This window comes from Actinomadura rugatobispora (assembly GCF_055379765.1).
On the sequence record NZ_AP029191.1, the window covers coordinates 6,662,069 to 6,681,196 of the forward strand.

The window sequence follows — 19,128 nt, forward strand, 5'->3', positions numbered from 1 at the left end:
GACCATGTACCGGAGGGGAGTATCGCGCGGCCTGTGGCCGCTGCTGCTCGGGCTCGGTCTCCTCGCCGGTCTGTTCCTGATGCACGGGGTCACGGCCACTCCGACGCCGATCCACATCTCCGCCCCGGTCATCGCCTCGCACGTCCCCGGCCCTCATACCGCCGGGACGCCCGCGCCCCACGAGGGGGCGTCGGAGGGGTCGTCCGAGCAGTCGTCCGAGCAGTCGTCCGGGCATTCCGGGCACTCGGGCGCCCACGACGCGGGCTGCGGCGCCGGGGTGATGTGCTTCGCCCTCCTGGTCGGGCTGGCTCTGGCCCTGGCCAGGGGACGCGCGTTCAACGCCCTGATGGCCTGGGCGTTCCGGGCCGTCCCGGCGACGCGTTCACCGTCGAGGAAGCCGCGTCCCCGGCCTCCCAGCATCTACCGGCTCTCCGTCCTGAGGCTGTGACAGGCCGCCGAACCGGTGCGCGCCGCGTCCCCGCGGTTCCTGCGCCACCGGTTCCTCCGGCATGCCCGCAAGCCTTCACACCAAGGAGAGAACGCGATGAAGACGCGGATTCTGGCGATCGGCGCGACGCTGCTGATCGGCGCGACCGCCGCGGCGTGCGGCGGCGACGACGGGACGGCCTCCGGCCCCGTGTCCCCCTCCGCCGGTGCGCGGACGGCGCAGCACAACCAGCAGGACGTGACGTTCGCCCAGATGATGATCCCGCACCACCGGCAGGCCCTGGAGATGTCCGAGGCGGTCGCGGCGAAGTCCACCGACGCCGAGGTCAGACGGCTCGCGCAGCAGATCGAGAAGGCGCAGGGGCCCGAGATCGCGACGATGACCGGCTGGCTGCGGACGTGGGGCGCGACCGTCCCGTCCGAGAACGGCAGCGGCCACGTAGGCGGTCACGGCGGTCACGGCGGGGGCGGTGAGATGCCCGGGATGATGACCGAACGGCAGATGGCCGACCTGGAGAAGGCCGCCGGCGCCGCCCGGGACCGGATGTTCCTCACCATGATGATCGAGCACCACGAGGGCGCGATCGCGATGGCCCGGGACGAGCAGGCCAAGGGCGCCCACCCCGACGCCAGGCGCCTGGCGGGGACGATCATCACCGCCCAGCAGGCGGAGATCGCCGCCATGCGCGCCCTGCTCAAGCGGTAACGACACACGGGAGAAAAGGAACCGACGCGCGGCGGCCCGCACGCGAGAGCGGCGGGCCGCCGCGCCGCGGGGTCAGATCCAGGTGCCGAACCAGATCCGGGCGTGCCAGTCGTCGTACGGCATGATCTTGGCCGCCAGCACCGGGTAGAAGTAGGCGAAGTTGGCCAGCACCACCAGCACGTAGGCGCCCGCCGCCGCGGCCCCGGCCACCCGCCGCCCGCTGACCGGCGCGTGCCCGGCCGGCAGCGCGGCCGTGGCCCCGGACCCGGCCCCCGGCGGAGCCTCGGGCGGCTGCCCGTAGATCCCGTAGCCGGCCCCGACCGTCTCCTGCTCGGGGACGTCCGGACGCGCCGCGGGCACCGCGCCCGGTCTGCCCCGCGCCGGGCCCATCAGATAGCCGAAGACCAGCACGATCGCCAGCACCATGAACGGCAGCATCGGCGTCGCGTAGAACAGGAACATCGTGCGGTCGGCCATGGCCGAGGGGAACCAGGTCAGCCAGCCGGCCAGGAAGCCCAGCAGGATCGCGCCCGCCCGCCAGTCGCGCAGCATCAGCCAGATGCCCGCGACCAGCACCAGGGCGATCAGCGCCCCCCACCACAGGGCCGGGGTGCCGATCCCGAGGATCTCGCGCGAGCAGCGCTCGGCGTCGCACGCGTTCTTGGGCTCGGTGTAGAAGAACGCCACCGGACGGCGCAGGATCGGCCAGTCCCACGGCCACGACTGGTAGGGGTGCTCGGAGTCGAGGCCGGTATGGAAGTTGAGCATCTCGGCGTGGTATTTCCACAGGTCGGGCAGGGCCTCGAACGGCCGCGCGGGCACGAAGCCCGCCACCTCGCCGCGCCCCCAGCCGCCGGGCCGGAAGATCCACCCCCACCAGGTGGCCAGGTAGGTGATCAGCCCCACCACGACCAGCTGGACGAACGCGGGGACCGCGTCCAGCGCGACCGCCCCGGCGAACGGCCGCCGCACCCCGGCGGCGCGGCGCGCCCCGAAGTCCCAGAACACCACCATGATCCCGAACGCGGCGACGTAGAAGATCCCGGTCCACTTGGTGGCGACCGCCAGGCCCAGGCAGACGCCCGCGGCGATGCGCCAGCCGTGCAGCACGAACGGCCCGTACTCCGAGACGGCCCCGGCCTCGACCTTCTCCGCGAGCCGGCGGCGGGACCGGTCGCGGTCGGCGACCAGGCACGCGAACCCGGCCAGGATCCAGAACATCACGAAGATGTCCAGCAGCGCGGCCCGGCTGGTGACGAACTGGAGGCCGTCCAGCGCCAGCAGCAGCCCGGCCATGCAGCCGAGCAGGGTGGAACCGGTCATCCGCCGGGCCACCCGGCACAGGATCAGCACCGACAGCGTCCCGCACAGCGCCGCCGCGAACCGCCAGCCGAACGGGGTGGCGCCGAACAGCCACTCGCCGACCGCGATCATCCATTTCCCGGCCGGGGGATGGGCCACGAAGGAGGCGCCCGACGCCCAGATGTTCGCGTCGGGATCGGCGATGAGGAGCTTGTCGGCGTCCTTGACCGTGTTGTGCTCCCAGCCGAACTTCAGCAGGGCCAGCGCGTCCTTGGCGTAGTAGGTCTCGTCGAAGACCACCGCCTTGGGCTTGTCCAGCCGGTCGAACCGCAGGAATCCGGCGAAGACCGTCACCAGCAGCGGGCCCAGCCAGCTCAGCAGCACGTTGCCCGGGATCGGCGGGGCGAGCCACTCGCGCAGGGAGGGCGGCTCCGACCGCCCTCCGGTGGCCCGTGCCGGCGCGAAATCCGTCATCGCCATTCCGCCATCGTAGAGCCGCCCGCGGCGAACCCCGGGCCCGCGGCGAAACCGGACGCTCCCGGCAACCCCGTCAGGAGGCCGTGCGGCGGCTCGGGCGGGTGCGGCGAGCGGCGAGAATGGTCGGGTGACGGGCACGGGGAACGAGAACGGGGCCGGCGCCGCGGCGACGGGCCGCCTGCTGCTGGCGGCCGCGCCGATCGGACGCGCCGAGGACGCCTCGGCCCGGCTGCGCGCGGCGCTGGCCGAGGCGGAGATCGTCGCTGCCGAGGACACCCGGCGGCTCCGCCGGCTGGCCGCCGACCTGGGCGTCGAGGTGGGCGGCCGGGTCGTGGCCTACCACGACCACAACGAGCGGACCCGCACCGAGGGGCTGCTGGCCGACCTGCTGGCCGGCCGGGACGTCCTGGTGATCACCGACGCCGGGATGCCGGGCGTCTCCGATCCCGGGTACCGGCTGGTCCGCGCGGCGGTGGCCGAGGGGGTGCCGGTGGTCGCGCTGCCCGGCCCGTCCGCCGTCACCACGGCGCTGGTGGTGTCCGGGCTGCCCACCGACCGGTTCTGCTTCGAGGGGTTCCCGCCGCGCAAGCAGGGCGAGCGGTCCCGGCGCCTGGCGGACCTGGCCGGCGAGCGCCGCACGATGGTGTTCTTCGAGTCGCCGCGGCGGCTGGAGGCCACCCTGGAGGCGATGGCGGCGGCGTTCGGCGCGGACCGCCCGGCCGCGGTGTGCCGCGAGCTGACCAAGACCTACGAGGAGATCCGCCGCGGCCCGCTGGGCGAGCTGGCCGCCTGGGCCGGCCCGGACGTGCGCGGCGAGATCACCGTCGTGGTCGGCGGCGCGCCCGAGCCCGCGGGCCTGTCCGACCCGGCCGACCTCGCCGCCGCGGTCGCCGGCCGGGAGGACGCCGGCACGCCCCGCAAGCAGGCCATCGCCGAGATCGCCAAGGAGAACGGCGTGCCCAAGCGGGTGGTGTACGACGCGGTGGTGGCCGCCCGCCGGTAGATCCCGGTAGAACCCGGTAGATCCCCGCCCTAGAGACGGTCAAATCCGTGCGTTCCCGGACGGGTCCGGAAGCGGCGTTCGGGGAATAGAGGAGTCGAGCAGCACGCCGGGGCCGGTGATGCACTCCGAGCGGTGCCCCGAGCGCGAGGTGGCGGTCACCAAGGGGGTGGGCCGTGCGCGACGCATGGTCGAGCCACGAGACCTGGGTCTTCGAGTGCGTGAACTGCGCCACGACCTGGGAGGAGGAATTCGACGTCCGGCACTGCGCCGACGGCCACGGCGGCGAGGTGGAGCTGTTCGAGCACGACGGGCAGCGCTGCACCACACCATGGATCGACCACGTCTGCCCCGGCTGCGCGGGCCAGAACGTCAAGGCGCGCCCGGCGTCCTGGCGGCGGCGGACGACCGCGGTGCGGGCGCCGGCCCGCGATGACCTGGAGCTGGTGTTCCGGCTCCGCCGCCTGCACGCCTACTGACCCTGACCGTCCCGCCGCGGCGGGCGGCGCTCAGTTGGCGGCGGGCTCGGGGACCTTCTCCTCGACGGGGCCGGCGGCGGGCCCGCCGGTCCCGGGCTCCTCGGCCTCCTGGCGGCGCCGTCCCGCGCGCAGCAGCCCGGAGACCCGGCCGCGCGCCTCGGGCGAGAACGCCATGCCGGCCGCCAGGCAGGCCAGCGGCACGGCGGGCAGCACGTACCGGTAGTCGAACTCGGCCGTCGCGGCCGGGGCCAGTAGCAGGCCCGTCCCCAGCGTCCACGGCAGGAAGGCCATCCCGCCCAGCCGCCGCCACATCACGACCATGCCGCCGAGCCCGACCAGGAGGAGCACTCCGACGCCGGTGCCGCGCAGGTAGAAGTGGTCCTGGTAGAAGCGGATCGTCCCGGCGAACGGCTCCACCACCCGGGTGCGCGCCCGGCCCTGCTCGTACTTGACGGCCTCGTCGGCGGCGGTGTTGTCGTTGTCCATCCGCCAGTTGGGCAGGGCGCTGGTGGTGCGGCCGAACTCGTACTGCTGGTAGGTGGCCCGGTCCGGGAACACCGTGCGCTCCCAGCGGAAGACGCGCAGGAAGTCGTACCCGACCACCTTCAGGTAGTCGACCGGCTGGGACAGGATCGCGCGGCGGGAGAAGCTGTTGGCGACCTGGTTCTGGTCGGCGCTGAACCGCTTGCCCGTGTACCGGTTGAGCGGGGACGCGGCGTTCCAGATGCCGTCCTGGGAGTTGGGGAGCCGGTTCTCCGGCTCGGTGCACAGCGGGATCTCCTCCACCGGCAGCGAGTCGATCTTGTGGCAGTCGGCGAACTTATAGACCCGGGCGTACAGGAAGATCCCGTTGCTCTCGGTGATGGTGAACTTGCCGTTCTCCGCCTTGTACCAGCCCGCGTAGGCCGCCACCGGCAGCGCGCAGGCGGCCAGGGTGACCGCCAGCATCCGCCAGCCGGTCCGCCGGATCACCATGTAGGTCAGCACGCCGATCAGCACCGGCAGCCCGACCGAGCGGGTCAGCCAGGCCATCCCGATGATCAGGCCGAGCGAGGCGGCGATCTTCCAGGTGGTGCGGTCGTGCCAGAGCAGCAGCGTGACCGTGCTCACCACCAGGAAGGTGAACAGGGTGTCGGACAGGATCAGGTGCTCCAGCTGGATCTGGTAGGCGTCCAGCAGGAACGGGGTGGTGGCCAGCGCCGCGCCCCAGCCGGGCAGCCGGAACTTGCGGCGCAGCAGCGCGTACACCATCACGCCCATGGCCAGGCCCATGGCGTGCTGCAGCAGGACGACCAGCCCGAAGCTGTGGAACGGCTTGAGGACCAGCAGCAGGAACGAGTAGCCGTCGGGCCGCAGCGGGTGCGGGTACGGCTTCATCGCCACGTGCAGGTAGTCGAAGCTGTCGTTGAAGAACATCGCGGGCTGGTAGCCGATCATCGTGATGACCCGCAGCAGCGCCGCTATGGCGAGGATCACAGTAAAGATCGGGTGACGGCGCGCCAGCGCCCACAGTCGCGCGGCCCGGTCGCGCAGGTGGCCGCCGGGGTCGGCGGCGACGTCGCGGGCGCGGTCGCGGAGCGAGATCGCGCGGGCGGAGGCGGCCCCGCGGAGGCGGCCCGCGGTGCGCCCGGCCCAATTCTTTCCCCTGCGGCGGCGCTTCGGCGTGTCGTCCGGTTCGCCGGGCTCGTCCGATTCGCCGGGCGACGTGCCGGGGCGCTTGCCCGGCGCGGTCTCCGGCATGGCGGCGGTGGCCCCGGAGATGGCCTCGGCGATGGCTTCGGCGGTGTCCTCGGTGGCGGTGACCGGGGGGTCGGCGACGGCGGTCGCCACCCCGGCCACCGCGTCTGGACCGGACGGGGCATCACCCCCGGCCGGGCCGCCGTTCAGTGGCTTCCCGCTCGCGCCCGTCGCGCCGTTCGCGCCCGCGCGTCCGGACGCCGTCGCGTCGGTTCCCGGCAGGCCGCCGCCATCGCGGTGCTGACCTGCGGTGTGCTCTCCGGCCCCCAGCTCGGTGGCACTGCGTTCTCCGGCGCGCGTCAAAGCCGACCCAACCTTTCCGGGCCGCGGTGCCCGTATGCTTGTTCCCCTAGCCTGCCGCCTACGGCCGTGACTGAGCGGGTCTTCAGGTTGCAAGTACGCAACACGATACGGGCGCTCTTGATCGAAGAGGTGCGCATCGCTCGCTCCGGGCAGGCATGATGAACGACGGCCGGCCGCCCGGCGGAACATGACGAGATTAGTGGAAAATACCGCAGACGGTCACCAGGGGTAACGAAGGAGATCGCGTGGAACTCTCCGTAGTGATGCCGTGTCTGAACGAGGCCGAAACGGTCGAGACCTGCGTCCGCAAGACGATCGGCTTTTTCGAGGACAACGGTATCGACGGCGAGGTCGTCATCGCCGACAACGGCAGTACCGACGGCAGCCAGCAGCTGGCCCGGGACGCCGGCGCCCGGGTGGTGCCCGTGATCGACAAGGGCTACGGCAACGCGCTGATGGGCGGCATCCGCGCCGCCCGCGGACGGTACGTCGCGATGGGCGACGCCGACGACTCCTACGACTTCACCACCCTCGGACCGTTCCTCGACGAGCTCCGCGACGGCGCCGACCTGGTCATGGGCAACCGGTTCAAGGGCGGCATCGCCCCCGGCGCCATGCCGCCGCTGCACCGCTACCTGGGCAACCCGGTGCTGAGCTTCGCCGGCCGGCTGTTCTTCAGCAGCAAGATCGGTGACTTCCACTGCGGGCTGCGGGCCTTCAACAAGGAGTCGATCATGCGGCTCGGCCTGCAGACGGGCGGCATGGAGTTCGCCAGCGAGATGGTGGTGAAGGCCACCCTCGCCAAGTACGACATCCGCGAGGTGCCCACCACGCTGTCCCCGGACGGGCGGACGCGAGCGCCGCATCTCAACACCTGGCGGGACGGATGGCGCCATCTGCGCTTCCTCCTCCTCTACAGTCCCCGTTGGCTGTTCCTGATTCCCGGTCTGGTCTTCATGACGCTCGGACTGGTCGCCGGGATCGCGCTGTCGTTCGGTCCGGTACGGGTCGGAGAGGTCGCCTTCGACGTCGACACGCTGGTCGGCGCGGGCGCGGCGCTGGTGATCGGGTTCCAGGCGGTGTGGTTCGCGCTGCTAACCAAGGTTTACGCGATGCAGGAAGGCTTCCTGCCGCATGATCGGAGAGTACAGAAGATCATCGACTGGTGGAGCCTGGAACGCGGACTGGTGCTCGGCGGGCTGCTCGCCGTGGCCGGTCTGGCGGGCCTGGCCGCCTCCCTGCTGCACTGGCGCGTCAACAACTTCGGCGAGCTGGACCCGCGGCAGTCGCTGCGCCTGGTCGTCCCGGCCGCCACCGCGCTGGTGATGAGCCTGCAGGCCATCTTCGGCTCGCTGTTCATCAGCATCCTGGGCATCCGGCGCCGCCAGCACCCGCCGGCGATCGACCCCGCCGACGAGGCCGCGGGCGTGGTGGACGCCGCCGTGCTGAAGGTCGCCGCCGAGGCGCAGAAGGAGCGGGCCGTCGGTGCCAAGACCGGCGACGGCGAGGTGGCCACGGACCCGGAGCGGGAGAAGGCTCCGGCCGTCGCCGCCGCCAAGCCCAAGACCACCGGCAAGACCACCGGCAAGTCCACGGCCGGGTCGACCGGCAGGACCACGGGCAAGACCACCGGCAAGAGCGCGGGCACGAGCACCGGCACGTCCACCGGCAAGAGCGACGGCAAGGCCGCGGGCAAGCCCCGGGCCAAGGGCCGCGCCGCGGGCGAGACCGGCTCCGCCGAGGACGAATAAATCATCACGGCGGGGTAGGTCACCGGCGTCGGCGCACTTCCCGTGCGCCGTTCCCGCGCATTTCCCTTCAGGGACGGAACGGCGCCCGTGCTCGCGCTCCGCCTCTCACGGAAGGGAACGAGGTCGTCACCGTCCGGAACGGAAGCCGACAACTTGCTGAGTGTTTCGTGAGCAAGCCGAATCGCGCTCACCGGACTGTGCCAGGCTGACTCGCTGATGGATCTCTCGCCCGTGCCGGCCGTCATCGTCCTGCTCCCGGACCCCGGCCACTGATGACCACCCAGGCCGCGACCCGCACGGTCGCACGACCTCCGGCCCGTTCCACGGGCGAGCGCCCCGCCGGCGTCCCGCCGCGCTTCCGGCACTGGGGCCTGCTGCTGCTGATCGGCTGGGCGGCCCAGGTGGCCGTGCGGCTGTGGCTGGCGGCCGGGCAGACGATGCCGGTGGCCACCCCGGACGAGGCGGGCTACCTGTTCGCGGCCCGGGTGCTGACCGGCGGCCCCGAGGCCGACATGTCGTACGGCACGGTGTACCGGGGCGGGTACGCGCTGCTGCTGCTCCCGGCGTTCTGGATCGCCGACGAGCCGATCACCGTCTACCGGATCTGCCTGGTCATCAACGCGCTGATCAGCGCCGCCCTGCTGCCGCTGGCCTACCTCATGCTGCGCCGGATGCGGCTGCCGCACGGCTGGTCGTACGCGGTCGGGCACGTCACCGCGCTGCTGCCCTCGGTGGTCTTCTACGCCGAGTTCGTGCTCACCGACGCGGTGCTGCCGGTCGCGGTGTTCGGCTGGCTGCTGCTGACCCACGCGTGGCTGACCGCGCCGCCGGAGACCTCCCGGGCGCGGGTGACGCTGTACGGGGCGTCCGCCGCGATGGTCGTGGCGTACGTGTACGCCTCCCACACCCGCGGCGTGATCCTCATCGTCGTGCAGGCGGGGCTGATGGCCGCCGCCGTGCTGTTCCGGTGGCGCGACCGGCGCACCACCGGCATCGCCGCCGCCGCCCTCGCGGCCGTCGCGGGCGCGGGCGCGCTCCTGAACGCGCACCTGCTGCCCCGGCTGTACCCGGGCGGCGACAACAACCTGGGCGGCAACCTGGAGCGCCGCCTGACCAGCCTGGACGGCTACGGCTGGGTGCTGTCGCTGGGCACCGGGCAGGTCTGGTACCAGATCGTGGCGACCGGCGGCATCGCCGGGATCGGGCTGATCACCGTCGCGGTGCTGGCGGTGCGGCGCGGCACGGCGCCGCGGCTGCGCGCGCTGGCCCTGGCGGTGCTGGCGACCATCGCGGGGATCGCGTTCGCGACCTCGGCCGCGCTGCCCGTGGAGTGGCGGATCGGCAACTACGTGTACGGCCGCTACCTGGCGTGCGTGACGCCGGTGCTGTTCGCGGTGGGCGCCGCCGTGCTGCTGCGCGCCACGCTGCGCACCGTGCTGTGGGCGGCGGCGGCGACGGTGACGCTGGCCGTGCTGACCGCGAGCGTCGTGCAGTGGTACGCGGGCGATCTGCTCAGCCGCTACACCTACACGCGGTTCGACTTTCCCGAGACGTCCTTCCTGACCTGGAACTGGACGGAGTTCCACCTGTGGCGGGCCACGCTGGCCGGGCTGGTGCTGCTGGGCCTGGCGGTGTTCACGGCCCGGCTGCCCGGGCATAGCCGGGCCGCCCTGGTGGTGATGCTGGTGACGGTCAACCTGGCCGCGGTGACGACGGCCACGACGCAGATCTCGCGGCCGCTGGTGCAGGGGCTGACGTCGTACACCGACCTGCGCGACAAGACCGACCTGGAGGCGCAGCGCTCGATCGCGCTGGACTGGAACGTCCCGTGGACGGTGCGGCTCGCCCAGTTCTACTGGGCCTGGGACAGCAAGGGCACGCTGTTCGACGCCCGCTGGACCCCGGCGCCGCGCAACGTGGACCTGGTCGTGCTGGCGTGGCCGAAGGGCGTGCCGGCCGAGCAGACGTGGCGGGACGCCCCGGACGGCTGGCGGATCGTGGACAGCCGCCGTACCCCCGAGGGCGACTGGGTGGCCTGGCGCAGCCCGTCCGCCCCGCAACAGGACCCGGAACACACTTTTTCATTGTGGAGGGGCGACCCTCCACGCCACCCGGGACGGCGGTGAACGCCTCCTCCGCTCGCCTGGGGGCTCGCTGCGGAACCGCTCCCCGCCGCCTGCCCGTCCCTCCACTCCGCTGGCGCTCCGCTCCGGGCCGGACAGTGTTCGGCGGTCGCCGTTGCGGTGGTTGCGGGGTGCCGAACGTGCCCTTCGCTGGGTTAGGCCGGGCCCCAGATTTCCAGTAGGCCGTCGGAGGACTGCCACATCAGGCGCCATCCGCCCTCCTGGCTGGGCCTCCAGCCGGCGAGGATCTGTGACTCCTGGCCGCGCCACCGGGTGAACAGCATCGGCTGCCCGTACGACTCCTCCGGCAGTTTCGTGGAGGAGTGCTCGAAGTCGCGGATGCGGCCGTGCCACAGGGTGTCGCCCCACATGGAGCGGGTGTAGAACGTCAGCGTCTGCGCGAGCCGCCGGTCCGCCCACAGGACGGGCATGTCGCGGTCGTGGGCGGCGAGGTGGTTCCTCAGCTCGTTCCAGGCCGTGTCGCGGGGGAGGTAGGGGACGGCGCGCACCGCCGACACGGCGTACGTGCCCGCGAGCACGACCGCCAGCGCGGGCGCCACCACCGTGCGGAGCCGGAAGCGGGCGGCGAAGCCGTCGGGGATCCGCCGCGCCAGCAGGACGGCCGATCCGGCGGCGCCCGCCAGCAGCGCCGGGAGGACGGCGAACCAGTACCGCAGCAGCCAGGCGCGCAGCGAGATGTCGTGCGGGTCCAGGACGCCCGCCAGCAGGGTCAGCGGGACGGCCAGGGTGAAGAACCAGACCAGGACGAAGGCGAGCCGCCGGTCGCGGGTCACGGCCCAGCCGGCGAGGGTGAGGACCAGCGCCGCGACGAAGATCATGCCCATCGGGTGCCAGTCGTCCATCGCCCGCACGAACGACTGGAGCGCCAGCCACCGGGTGACGTGGTCGCGGGACTCGCCGCCGTGGGTCGCGGCCGACATCAGCCCGGCCAGCGGGTCGCCCCACACGACGGTGTTGTGGGTCAGGTTGGCGGCCAGGATCGCGACCATCGGCAGCCCGACCGTGACGTTGCGCCGCCACGGGATCCGCAGCAGCGCCAGGTAGATCGGGATGGCCAGGAACAGGAACGCCAGGAACTCCCGGACCAGGAAGGACGCGCCGAAGCAGACTCCGGCCGCCACCAGCAGCCGGGTCTGGGCGCGGCCGGTGCGGCGGCTCGCGGCCACCAGCGCCGCCATCCCGAAGGCGAACAGCCCCGCGCCCGGCATGTCCGGCAGCACCACCCCGGCCGACCAGGTGACCTCCACCCCGTAGGGGTTCGTCATGGTGAAGAACGGGTGGACGATCAGCAGCAGCGCCGCCGCGACGCCCGCCACGTCGCCGAACAGCGACCGCACGGCCAGGTAGCAGCCCACGAAGAACAGGCAGCCGCCGAGCGCGGCGACGGTGAAGTAGGCGGCCTGGCCGTCGCCCAGCAGCTCCTGCGCGAGGCGCGCGGGCAGCACCAGCCCCAGCCGGGTCACCTGGTGCGGGACCTCGTTGAACGGCCACCGGTCCAGCGGGACGTCCGGCCAGTCGCGGGCGCCCAGCCACACGTAGTAGGGGTCGAAGTACAGCGGCGGCGTGTTGTTGATCCACTGGGCGAGCACGGTGCACGCCGCCACCAGCGCCGACAGCAGCGCCACGCGGCGGCGCGGCCGTCGCAGGCCGTTCCCGAGCCGGGCGGGCAGGCCCCGGGAGGCCGCGCCGCCGGGCGCTTCGGCGGGGGGACCGGTGCGGGTCCCGGCGTCGTCCTGGCCGGCCGGCTCGCGCACCGTGGTCTGGCCCATGCCTGAGATCAACCTCTGCCTGTGTGGGGTGGATGCCGTCCGCCTCGCAGGGTATCGGCCGCACGGCCCGCCCGGGTTCGGCTAACGGTTCGAGCGGGCCCGATCCGCCCTCTACTCTGGGTGCATGTCCTCGTCGAGCCGACACATCCTGACCGCGCCCGCCTGGCCGTACGCCAACGGGCCCCGTCACATCGGGCACGTCTCCGGTTTCGCGCTGCCCGCCGACATGTTCAGCCGCTACCAGCGGATGGCGGGCAACCGGGTCCTGATGGTCAGCGGCACCGACGAGCACGGCACGCCGATCCAGGTGCAGGCCGACAAGGAGGGCGTGACCGCGCGCGAGCTGGCCGACCGCTACAACCGGGTGATCGCCGAGGACCTGTACGGCCTCGGGATGTCCTACGACCTGTTCACCCGCACCAGCACGCGCAACCACTACGCCGTCGTCCAGGAGATCTTCAAGGGCCTGTACGACAACGGCTACATCTTCCCCAAGACCACGATGGGGGCGATCTCGCCGTCCACCGGCCGCACGCTGCCCGACCGCTACATCGAGGGCACCTGCCCGATCTGCGGGTACGACGGCGCGCGCGGCGACCAGTGCGACAACTGCGGCAACCAGCTCGACCCGATCGACCTGATCAACCCGGTGAGCCGGATCAACGGCGAGAAGCCCTCGTTCGTCGAGACCGAGCACTTCATGCTCGACCTGCCCGCGTTCACCGACGTGCTGGGCCGCTACCTGCGTAGCAAGCAGGGAGGGGGGGTGGCGGGGCGTAGCCATGGGGGCGAAACACAGTGGCGGCCGAACGTGCTGAAGTTCTCGCTGAACCTGCTGGACGACCTGCAGCCGCGGGCGATCAGCCGCGACCTCGACTGGGGCGTGCCGATCCCGCTGGACGGCTGGCGCGACAACCCGGCCAAGAAGCTGTACGTGTGGTTCGACGCCGTGATCGGCTACTTCTCCGCCTCGGTGGAGTGGGCGCGCCGGCAGGGCGACCCGGAGGCGTGGCGGGCCTGGTGGCAGGACCCCGAGGCCCTGTCGTACTACTTCATGGGCAAGGACAACATCGTCTTCCACTCCGAGATCTGGCCGGCGATGCTGCTCGGCTACGGCGGCGAGGGCGACAAGGGCGGCACGCCCGGCTCGCTGGGCCGGCTGAACGTGCCCACCGAGGTGGTGTCGTCGGAGTTCCTGACGATGGAGGGCCGCAAGTTCTCCTCGTCCCGCCAGGTGGTCATCTACGTCAAGGACTTCCTCGAGCGGTACGACGTCGACGCGCTGCGCTACTACGTGGCGGTGGCGGGCCCGGAGAACCAGGACACCGACTTCACCTGGTCGGAGTTCGTCCGCCGCAACAACGACGAGCTGGTCGCCGCCTGGGGCAACCTGGTCAACCGCTCGATCAACATGGCCGCCAAGAACTTCGGGGCGGTCCCGGAGGCGGGCGAGCTGACCGGCGCCGACCGGGCGCTGCTGGAGCGCAGCCGGTCCGCGTTCGGGGCCGTGGGCGGGGAGCTGGGCCGGTCCCGGTTCAAGAACGCGATCACCGAGGCGCTGGACGTCGTCCGCGACGCCAACCGCTACCTGTCCGACCAGGCGCCGTGGAAGCTCAAGGACGACCCCGAGCGGGTCAAGTCGATCCTGCACGTGGCGCTGCAGGTGGTCGACGACGCCAAGTCGCTGCTGACCCCGTTCCTGCCGAACTCCTCGCAGAAGGTGTACGAGATGCTCGGCGGCGCGGGCACCTGGAGCGGCATGCCGCGGCTCGAGATGGTGTCCGAGGAGGGCGGCCCCGACTACCCGGTGCTGACCGGCGACTACACCACCGAGGCGGTCTGGGAGTCGCGGCCGATCAAGCCGGGCGTGCCGCTGGCCAAGCCGACGCCGCTGTTCAAGAAGCTGGACTCTTCGGTGGTCGACGAGGAGTTGGCCCGCCTGGAAGAGGGCAAGGGAGAATCGTGATGAGCGAGGGTCCCGTCCGGACCGAGAGGGAGTCGCGGTGAGCAGGGGTCCCGGCGGGGAGGCCTCGCGGTCCTTCCCGCCACTGCCCGAGCGCCTGCCGGTCGACGTGTTCGACAGCCACTGCCATCTCGACATGGCCGACACGCCGGTGACCGAGGCGCTGGCCTCCGCCCGCGCGGCCGGAATCGCCCGGATCGTCACGATCGGCTGCGACCTGCCGTCCTCCCGGTTCGCGGTGGACGCCGCGGGCGAGTACCAGGACGTCTACGCGGCCGTGGCGATCCACCCCAACGAGACGACCGGCGTCGAGGACGCGGTGCTGCACGACATCGAGGCGATGGCCGCGCACCCGAAGGTGCGGGCGATCGGCGAGACGGGCCTCGACCACTACCGCGACTGGGCCCCCGTGGACGACCAGCAGCGCTCGTTCCGGGCCCACATCGAGATCGCCAAGCGCACGGGCAAGGCCCTGGTCATCCACGACCGGGAGGCCCACGACGACGTCCTGCGCATCCTTCAGGAGGAGGGCGCCCCGGAGCGGGTGGTGTTCCACTGCTTCTCCGGCGACGCCGAGATGGCGAAGGTCTGCGCCGACCGCGGCTACGTGATGAGCTTCGCGGGCAACGTGACGTTCAAGAACGCCGAGCCGCTGCGGGAGGCGCTGCGCGCGGCGCCGCTGGAGCTGGTGCTGGTGGAGACCGACGCGCCGTTCCTCACGCCGCTCCCGCACCGGGGCAAGCCCAACGCCTCGTACCTGATCCCGCACACGGTCAGGTTCATGGCCGAGGTGAAGGGCGTGGACCTCGCCGAGCTGTGCTCGGCGATCGCGGCCAACGGCGAACGCGTCTTCGGCGCCTGGTAAAGGCCGCGCGGGGTGTCTCGGGGCGAGCCGGGCGAGCCGGGCGTGACGGGCGAAACATCGCTGTTCGGGTGGCGGGAGGCGCTCGCGGGCCTCTAGGGTCTCTCTCCATGTCCCCTCAGGTACCGCGCGAGCGCGTTGGCTGGGCGGTGGTGCGATGCCGGAGGCGAGCAACACCGGCCAGATCGCGAAGCGATGCCGCGCTCGCCAAGACCCGGTTAGGGGCGAGCCGCCAGGCGAGCGCCGTGGGCCGGGGCTTTGAAAAACTGCGCCGACCCCCCACGCGCTTGGTTTTGCCGCTGCTCATGACGGCGGTTCTGGCCGCCGGATGCGGCGGCGAGAAGGCCCCGTCCCCGACGACCCCGGTCGCCGACGCGCCGAAGCCCAGCGCCACCCCGCAGAAGATCGTGATCGTGGTGGACAAGAAGAGGTCCGAGGTCATGAGCGCCGGGTCCACGGTGGAGCAGGTGCTCACCGAGGCCAGGATCGCGCTGGGCCCCTACGATCTGGTGGCCCCGCCGCGGCAGTCCCCGCCCGGGACGACGATCAAGGTGATGCGGCTGCTGTCCAAGCCGGTGACCCGGACCGTGAAGACCACCGCGCCGCCGATCCGCAAGAAGAGCTCCAAGGTGGCGCCGTTCAGCGAGAAGGTGCTCCGGAAGGGCAAGCCGGGCCTGAAGGTGGTGCAGATCGCCTACGTGAAGCGGCGCGGCAAGAAGGTCAAGGCCGTGATCTCCGAGCAGGTCAAGCGCAAGCCGGTCGCGGCGATCGTGGCGGTCGGCCCCAAGGGCGGCTCGACCGGCGCCGCGGCCCGGCTGAACTGGCCGGGCCTGGCCCAGTGCGAGTCCGGCGGCAACCCCAAGGCCGTGAACCCTGCGGGCTACTACGGGCTCTACCAGTTCTCGATGCAGACGTGGGGCTCGGTCGGCGGTTCGGGCAGGCCGTCCGACGCCAGTCCCGAGGAGCAGACCTACCGGGCCCAGATGCTCTACAACAAGGTCAACGGGCGCTGGCAGGGGCAGTGGCCCAACTGCGGCGGCCGCCTGTTCGGCTAGCCGCCTCTCCGGCCCACTCGGCGGCCGGTGCCCGGCGGACCTGCCACACTGGACCCGTGGGGGACGTACAGGCACTTCTCGGACCGGCGGACGTGCGGGAACTGGCCGCGCGGCTGGGGGTCCGGCCGACCAAGACGCTCGGCCAGAACTTCGTGATCGACGCCAACACCGTCCGGCGGATCGTGCGGACCGCCGAGCCCGCCCCCGGCGACGTGGTGATCGAGGTCGGTCCCGGGCTGGGCTCGCTCACCCTGGCGCTGCTGCCGGAGGTGCGCCGGGTGGTGGCCGTGGAGATCGACCCGGTCTTGGCCGGGGCGCTGCCGGAGACGGTGGCCGCCCGCGCCCCCGAGCTGGCCGGGCGGCTGGAGGTCGTCCGGGGCGACGCGCTGCGCCTCACCGGCGTGCCGGGGCCCGAGCCGACCGCGCTGGTCGCCAACCTGCCCTACAACGTGGCCGTCCCGGTGGTGCTGCACCTGCTCGCCACGCTGCCGTCGCTGCGGCGCGCGCTGGTGATGGTGCAGTCGGAGGTGGCCGACCGGATGGTCGCCGCGCCGGGGGGCAAGATCTACGGGGTGCCGTCGGTGAAGCTGGCCTGGTACGGGGAGGCGCGCCGGGCGGGGCCGGTGGGCCGGGCGGTGTTCTGGCCCGCGCCCAACGTCGACTCGGGCCTGGTCGCCTTCACCCGCACCGCGCCGCCGCCGACCCTGGCGTCCCGCGAAGCGGTGTTCGCCGTGGTGGACGCGGCGTTCGCGCAGCGCCGCAAGACGCTGCGCGCGGCGCTGGCGGGCTGGGCCGGATCGGCCGCGGAGGCCGAGCGGGCGCTGCGCGCGGCGGGCGTCGATCCACGGGCTCGGGGAGAAGCGCTGGACGTGGCCGCCTTCGCCCGGATCGCCCAGTATGGTCCTGGGGGCGTGCTGGATCTCAACGAGGCGGAGGACCATGCTGAAGGGGCGGGCGATGGGGCGTTCGCGGAGGACTCGGGCGACGGGGCCCGTGGCCGCGCTGGCGATGCTGGTGCTCGCCGCCGGCTGCAGTGACGGCGCGGGCGCGACGCCGACGATCACGACGACCGCCCGGGCGGGGGTCGCCCCCGTGCCGCCCAAGCAGGGCGCCTACTTCGGCGCCTGGGTGCCGCCGTCGCCGGGGTCCGGGGCGTCCCCGTCCGGCTCCCCGTCGGGCTCTCCGTCCGCGTCACCGTCGGAGAGCGGGGCATCCGGGGTGCCGTCGCCGCGCCCGGCCCCCGGGGCGGTGGGCGCGTTCGAGCGCGATCTCGGCCGGCCGCTGGACATCGTGCAGAGCTACCGGGGCTGGAAGTCGGCCTTCCCGGGCCGCGACGACGCCGCGCTGCTCGCCGCCGGCGACCGCTACCTGCTGCTGACGTGGGCGGGCGCCGACACCCGCGAGGTCGTCTCGGGCAAGCACGACCGGCTGATCCGGGAGCGGGCCCGCGCGATCAAGGCCACCGGCAAGCCGATCTTCCTGCGCTGGCAGCGCGACATGGACAGGGAGAGCGTGCGCGACAGCCGCGTCCACAGCCCGGCCGACTTCATCGCCGCCTGGAAGCACATCCGCCGGATCTTCGAGCGGGAGCGGGTCGACAACGTCGCGTGGGTGTGGTGCCCCACCGCGGGCGGCTTCGGCACCCGCAACGCGCCGTCCTTCTACCCGGGCGACGACCAGGTCGACTGGATCTGCGTGGACGCCCAGCCGGGCGGCGAGTTCGACTACCGGGACCTGTCGGAGACGCTCAAGCTGTTCCTGGAGTGGGCCGACGACCGGCCCAAGCCGATCATGGTGGCCGAGTTCGGGGTGCCGAAGAGCTACGGCGCGCGGCGTGCCGAGTGGCTCCGCAAGGCCGCCGAGACGCTGCAGAATCCGCAGGTCAAGGCCGTGGTCTACTTCAACTCCGACGAGCAGGCGCAGGAGGCCAGGGACGAGCGCCGCCGCTACTCGGTCAGCGGCGACAAGCAGGCCGCCTCCGCGCTGCGCGAGCTGGCCACCCTGCCCTACTTCAACCCGCGCAACCTGCCGGTGACCAGCGGCGACTGAGTCCCGGCCGGGGCGGGCGGCACGGTCGCGACGGTCGGGTGGGGGTGGCCTGCGGGTGACCGGTATGCCCCGCCTGCCGTGGGCGGCGCCGCGGTCCTCTACGCTTCCGTGACGTGACAGCAGTGACCGTACGCGCGCCCGCGAAGGTCAACCTCCAGCTCGCTGTGGGGCCGCTTCGCGACGACGGGTATCACGACCTCGTCAACGTCTTCCACGCCGTCTCCCTCGTCGACGAGGTGACGGCCGTCCCCGCCGACCGGCTGGAGGTGACCGTCGAGGCCGCCCCGACCGCCCGGGTGGCGATCGAGGGCGTCCCGGTCGACGGCGGCAACCTCGCCGTCCGGGCGGCCCTGCTGGTGGCCGAGCGGCTCGGCGTCGAGCCGCAGGCGGCGCTGCGCATCCGCAAGGCCATCCCGGTCGCGGGCGGGATGGCGGGCGGCAGCGCCGACGCCGCCGCCGCGCTGGTCGCCTGCGCCCGGCTGTGGGACGACCGCGAGGACCCCCTGCTCACCCGTGACGACCTGCTGGAGCTCGGCGCCGTGCTGGGCAGCGACGTGCCGTTCGCGCTGGTGGGCGGCACGGCCGTCGGCGTCGGACGCGGCGAGCGGCTGACCCCGGCGCTGACCCGCGGCACCTTCCACTGGGTGTTCGCCACCGCCGACGGCGGGCTGTCGACGCCCGAGGTGTACGCCGAATGCGACCGGCTCCGCGACGCCCGGGGCGAGCGGGCGCCCTGGCCCGAGGTCTCCCAGGCCCTCATGACCGCGCTGGCCACCGGGGACGTCAAGGCCCTGGGCGCCGCGCTGGACAACGATCTGCAGGCCCCGGCGCTGGCGCTGCGGCCCGCGCTGCGCCGTACCCTCGCCACCGGACGCGATCACGGCGCGATCGGGGCGCTGGTGTCGGGATCGGGTCCGACCTGCGCGTTCCTGGCCGAGTCGGAGGAGCACGCGGGCGAGCTGGCGGCGGCGCTGGACGGCTCCGGGGTGGCGCAGAGCGTCGTCCGCGCGCACGGACCTGTCCCCGGGGCCACAATCATCTGACGAACTCTTCGGCCACCGGGTGCGTCTCATACTCAAATCGC

Annotated in this window: 15 protein-coding genes; 12 read left to right on the forward strand and 3 right to left on the reverse strand. The window is 72.8% G+C overall.

Annotation, left to right across the window (positions count from 1 at the left end; all coding sequences use genetic code 11):
- Positions 1-4 precede the first annotated feature (4 nt).
- Both ACZ466_RS29775 and ACZ466_RS29780 read left to right on the forward strand, forming a co-directional pair.
- Positions 5-448 carry a DUF6153 family protein gene (locus ACZ466_RS29775; RefSeq protein WP_378278828.1) on the forward strand — a complete coding sequence of 148 codons (444 nt, stop codon included), beginning with the start codon at positions 5-7 and terminating at the stop codon, positions 446-448.
- Positions 449-544: 96 nt separating this feature from the next.
- Complete coding sequence (locus tag ACZ466_RS29780) at positions 545-1,153, forward strand: DUF305 domain-containing protein (protein WP_378278827.1); 609 nt, start codon at positions 545-547, stop codon at positions 1,151-1,153.
- 72 nt (positions 1,154-1,225) lie between these two features.
- On the opposite strand, the gene ACZ466_RS29785 is transcribed toward ACZ466_RS29780, so the two are convergent.
- Entirely contained in the window at positions 1,226-2,935 is a 1,710-nt protein-coding gene (locus ACZ466_RS29785; protein WP_378278825.1) for a dolichyl-phosphate-mannose--protein mannosyltransferase, read from the reverse strand.
- Between the two features lie 124 nt (positions 2,936-3,059).
- On the opposite strand from ACZ466_RS29785, the gene rsmI reads away from it, so the two are divergent.
- Both rsmI and ACZ466_RS29795 read left to right on the forward strand, forming a co-directional pair.
- Positions 3,060-3,935, forward strand: coding sequence for a 16S rRNA (cytidine(1402)-2'-O)-methyltransferase (gene rsmI, locus ACZ466_RS29790; RefSeq protein ID WP_378278823.1), 876 nt, complete (start codon positions 3,060-3,062; stop codon positions 3,933-3,935).
- A 173-nt stretch (positions 3,936-4,108) separates the two neighbouring features.
- Complete coding sequence (locus ACZ466_RS29795) at positions 4,109-4,411, forward strand: hypothetical protein (protein ID WP_378278821.1); 303 nt, start codon at positions 4,109-4,111, stop codon at positions 4,409-4,411.
- 30 nt (positions 4,412-4,441) lie between these two features.
- On the opposite strand, the gene ACZ466_RS29800 is transcribed toward ACZ466_RS29795, so the two are convergent.
- A complete protein-coding gene (locus tag ACZ466_RS29800) occupies positions 4,442-6,451 on the reverse strand; it encodes a hypothetical protein (RefSeq protein ID WP_378278820.1) in 2,010 nt (669 codons plus the stop codon).
- A 245-nt stretch (positions 6,452-6,696) separates the two neighbouring features.
- Between ACZ466_RS29800 and ACZ466_RS29805 the strand changes: the two genes are divergently transcribed.
- Both ACZ466_RS29805 and ACZ466_RS29810 read left to right on the forward strand, forming a co-directional pair.
- Positions 6,697-8,202 carry a glycosyltransferase family 2 protein gene (locus ACZ466_RS29805; protein ID WP_378278818.1) on the forward strand — a complete coding sequence of 502 codons (1,506 nt, stop codon included), beginning with the start codon at positions 6,697-6,699 and terminating at the stop codon, positions 8,200-8,202.
- A gap of 272 nt (positions 8,203-8,474) precedes the next feature.
- Positions 8,475-10,328, forward strand: a complete 1,854-nt coding sequence (locus ACZ466_RS29810; RefSeq protein ID WP_378278816.1) for a hypothetical protein — start codon at positions 8,475-8,477, stop codon at positions 10,326-10,328.
- Between the two features lie 152 nt (positions 10,329-10,480).
- On the opposite strand, the gene ACZ466_RS29815 is transcribed toward ACZ466_RS29810, so the two are convergent.
- Positions 10,481-12,115: an ArnT family glycosyltransferase gene (locus ACZ466_RS29815; protein WP_378278814.1), complete on the reverse strand. Its 1,635-nt coding sequence runs from the start codon at positions 12,113-12,115 to the stop codon at positions 10,481-10,483.
- Between the two features lie 124 nt (positions 12,116-12,239).
- Here ACZ466_RS29815 and metG point away from each other — a divergent pair, with 124 nt between their 5' ends.
- The 6 genes from metG to ACZ466_RS29845 all read left to right on the forward strand — a co-directional run bounded on the left by metG (position 12,240) and on the right by ACZ466_RS29845 (position 19,087).
- The gene (gene metG, locus ACZ466_RS29820) at positions 12,240-14,081 is read left to right on the forward strand and encodes a methionine--tRNA ligase (protein ID WP_378278812.1); all 1,842 of its coding nucleotides are present in this window, start codon (positions 12,240-12,242) and stop codon (positions 14,079-14,081) included.
- A 37-nt stretch (positions 14,082-14,118) separates the two neighbouring features.
- Positions 14,119-14,943, forward strand: coding sequence for a TatD family hydrolase (locus ACZ466_RS29825; RefSeq protein WP_378278810.1), 825 nt, complete (start codon positions 14,119-14,121; stop codon positions 14,941-14,943).
- A 302-nt stretch (positions 14,944-15,245) separates the two neighbouring features.
- Positions 15,246-15,995, forward strand: coding sequence for a transglycosylase family protein (locus tag ACZ466_RS29830; RefSeq protein ID WP_378278807.1), 750 nt, complete (start codon positions 15,246-15,248; stop codon positions 15,993-15,995).
- Positions 15,996-16,051: 56 nt separating this feature from the next.
- Positions 16,052-17,032 carry a 16S rRNA (adenine(1518)-N(6)/adenine(1519)-N(6))-dimethyltransferase RsmA gene (gene rsmA, locus ACZ466_RS29835; protein WP_378278806.1) on the forward strand — a complete coding sequence of 327 codons (981 nt, stop codon included), beginning with the start codon at positions 16,052-16,054 and terminating at the stop codon, positions 17,030-17,032.
- A complete protein-coding gene (locus ACZ466_RS29840) occupies positions 16,989-18,044 on the forward strand; it encodes a glycoside hydrolase family 26 protein (RefSeq protein WP_378278804.1) in 1,056 nt (351 codons plus the stop codon). The genes rsmA and ACZ466_RS29840 overlap by 44 nt, the downstream gene beginning before the upstream one ends.
- A gap of 122 nt (positions 18,045-18,166) precedes the next feature.
- On the forward strand, positions 18,167-19,087 hold the full coding sequence (locus ACZ466_RS29845) for a 4-(cytidine 5'-diphospho)-2-C-methyl-D-erythritol kinase (RefSeq protein ID WP_378279226.1): 921 nt from the start codon (positions 18,167-18,169) through the stop codon (positions 19,085-19,087).
- Positions 19,088-19,128 lie beyond the last annotated feature (41 nt).

What these genes read in the sequence shown, in the direction of transcription:
- ACZ466_RS29775 (WP_378278828.1), top strand. Translation starts at nt 5, where the DNA reads ATGTACCGGAGGGGAGTATCGCGCGGCCTGTGGCCGCTGCTGCTCGGG.
- metG (WP_378278812.1), top strand. Translation starts at nt 12,240, where the DNA reads ATGTCCTCGTCGAGCCGACACATCCTGACCGCGCCCGCCTGGCCGTAC.
- ACZ466_RS29810 (WP_378278816.1), top strand. Translation starts at nt 8,475, where the DNA reads ATGACCACCCAGGCCGCGACCCGCACGGTCGCACGACCTCCGGCCCGT.
- ACZ466_RS29815 (WP_378278814.1), bottom strand. Translation starts at nt 12,115, where the DNA reads ATGGGCCAGACCACGGTGCGCGAGCCGGCCGGCCAGGACGACGCCGGG.
- ACZ466_RS29780 (WP_378278827.1), top strand. Translation starts at nt 545, where the DNA reads ATGAAGACGCGGATTCTGGCGATCGGCGCGACGCTGCTGATCGGCGCG.
- ACZ466_RS29785 (WP_378278825.1), bottom strand. Translation starts at nt 2,935, where the DNA reads ATGGCGATGACGGATTTCGCGCCGGCACGGGCCACCGGAGGGCGGTCG.
- ACZ466_RS29830 (WP_378278807.1), top strand. Translation starts at nt 15,246, where the DNA reads ATGACGGCGGTTCTGGCCGCCGGATGCGGCGGCGAGAAGGCCCCGTCC.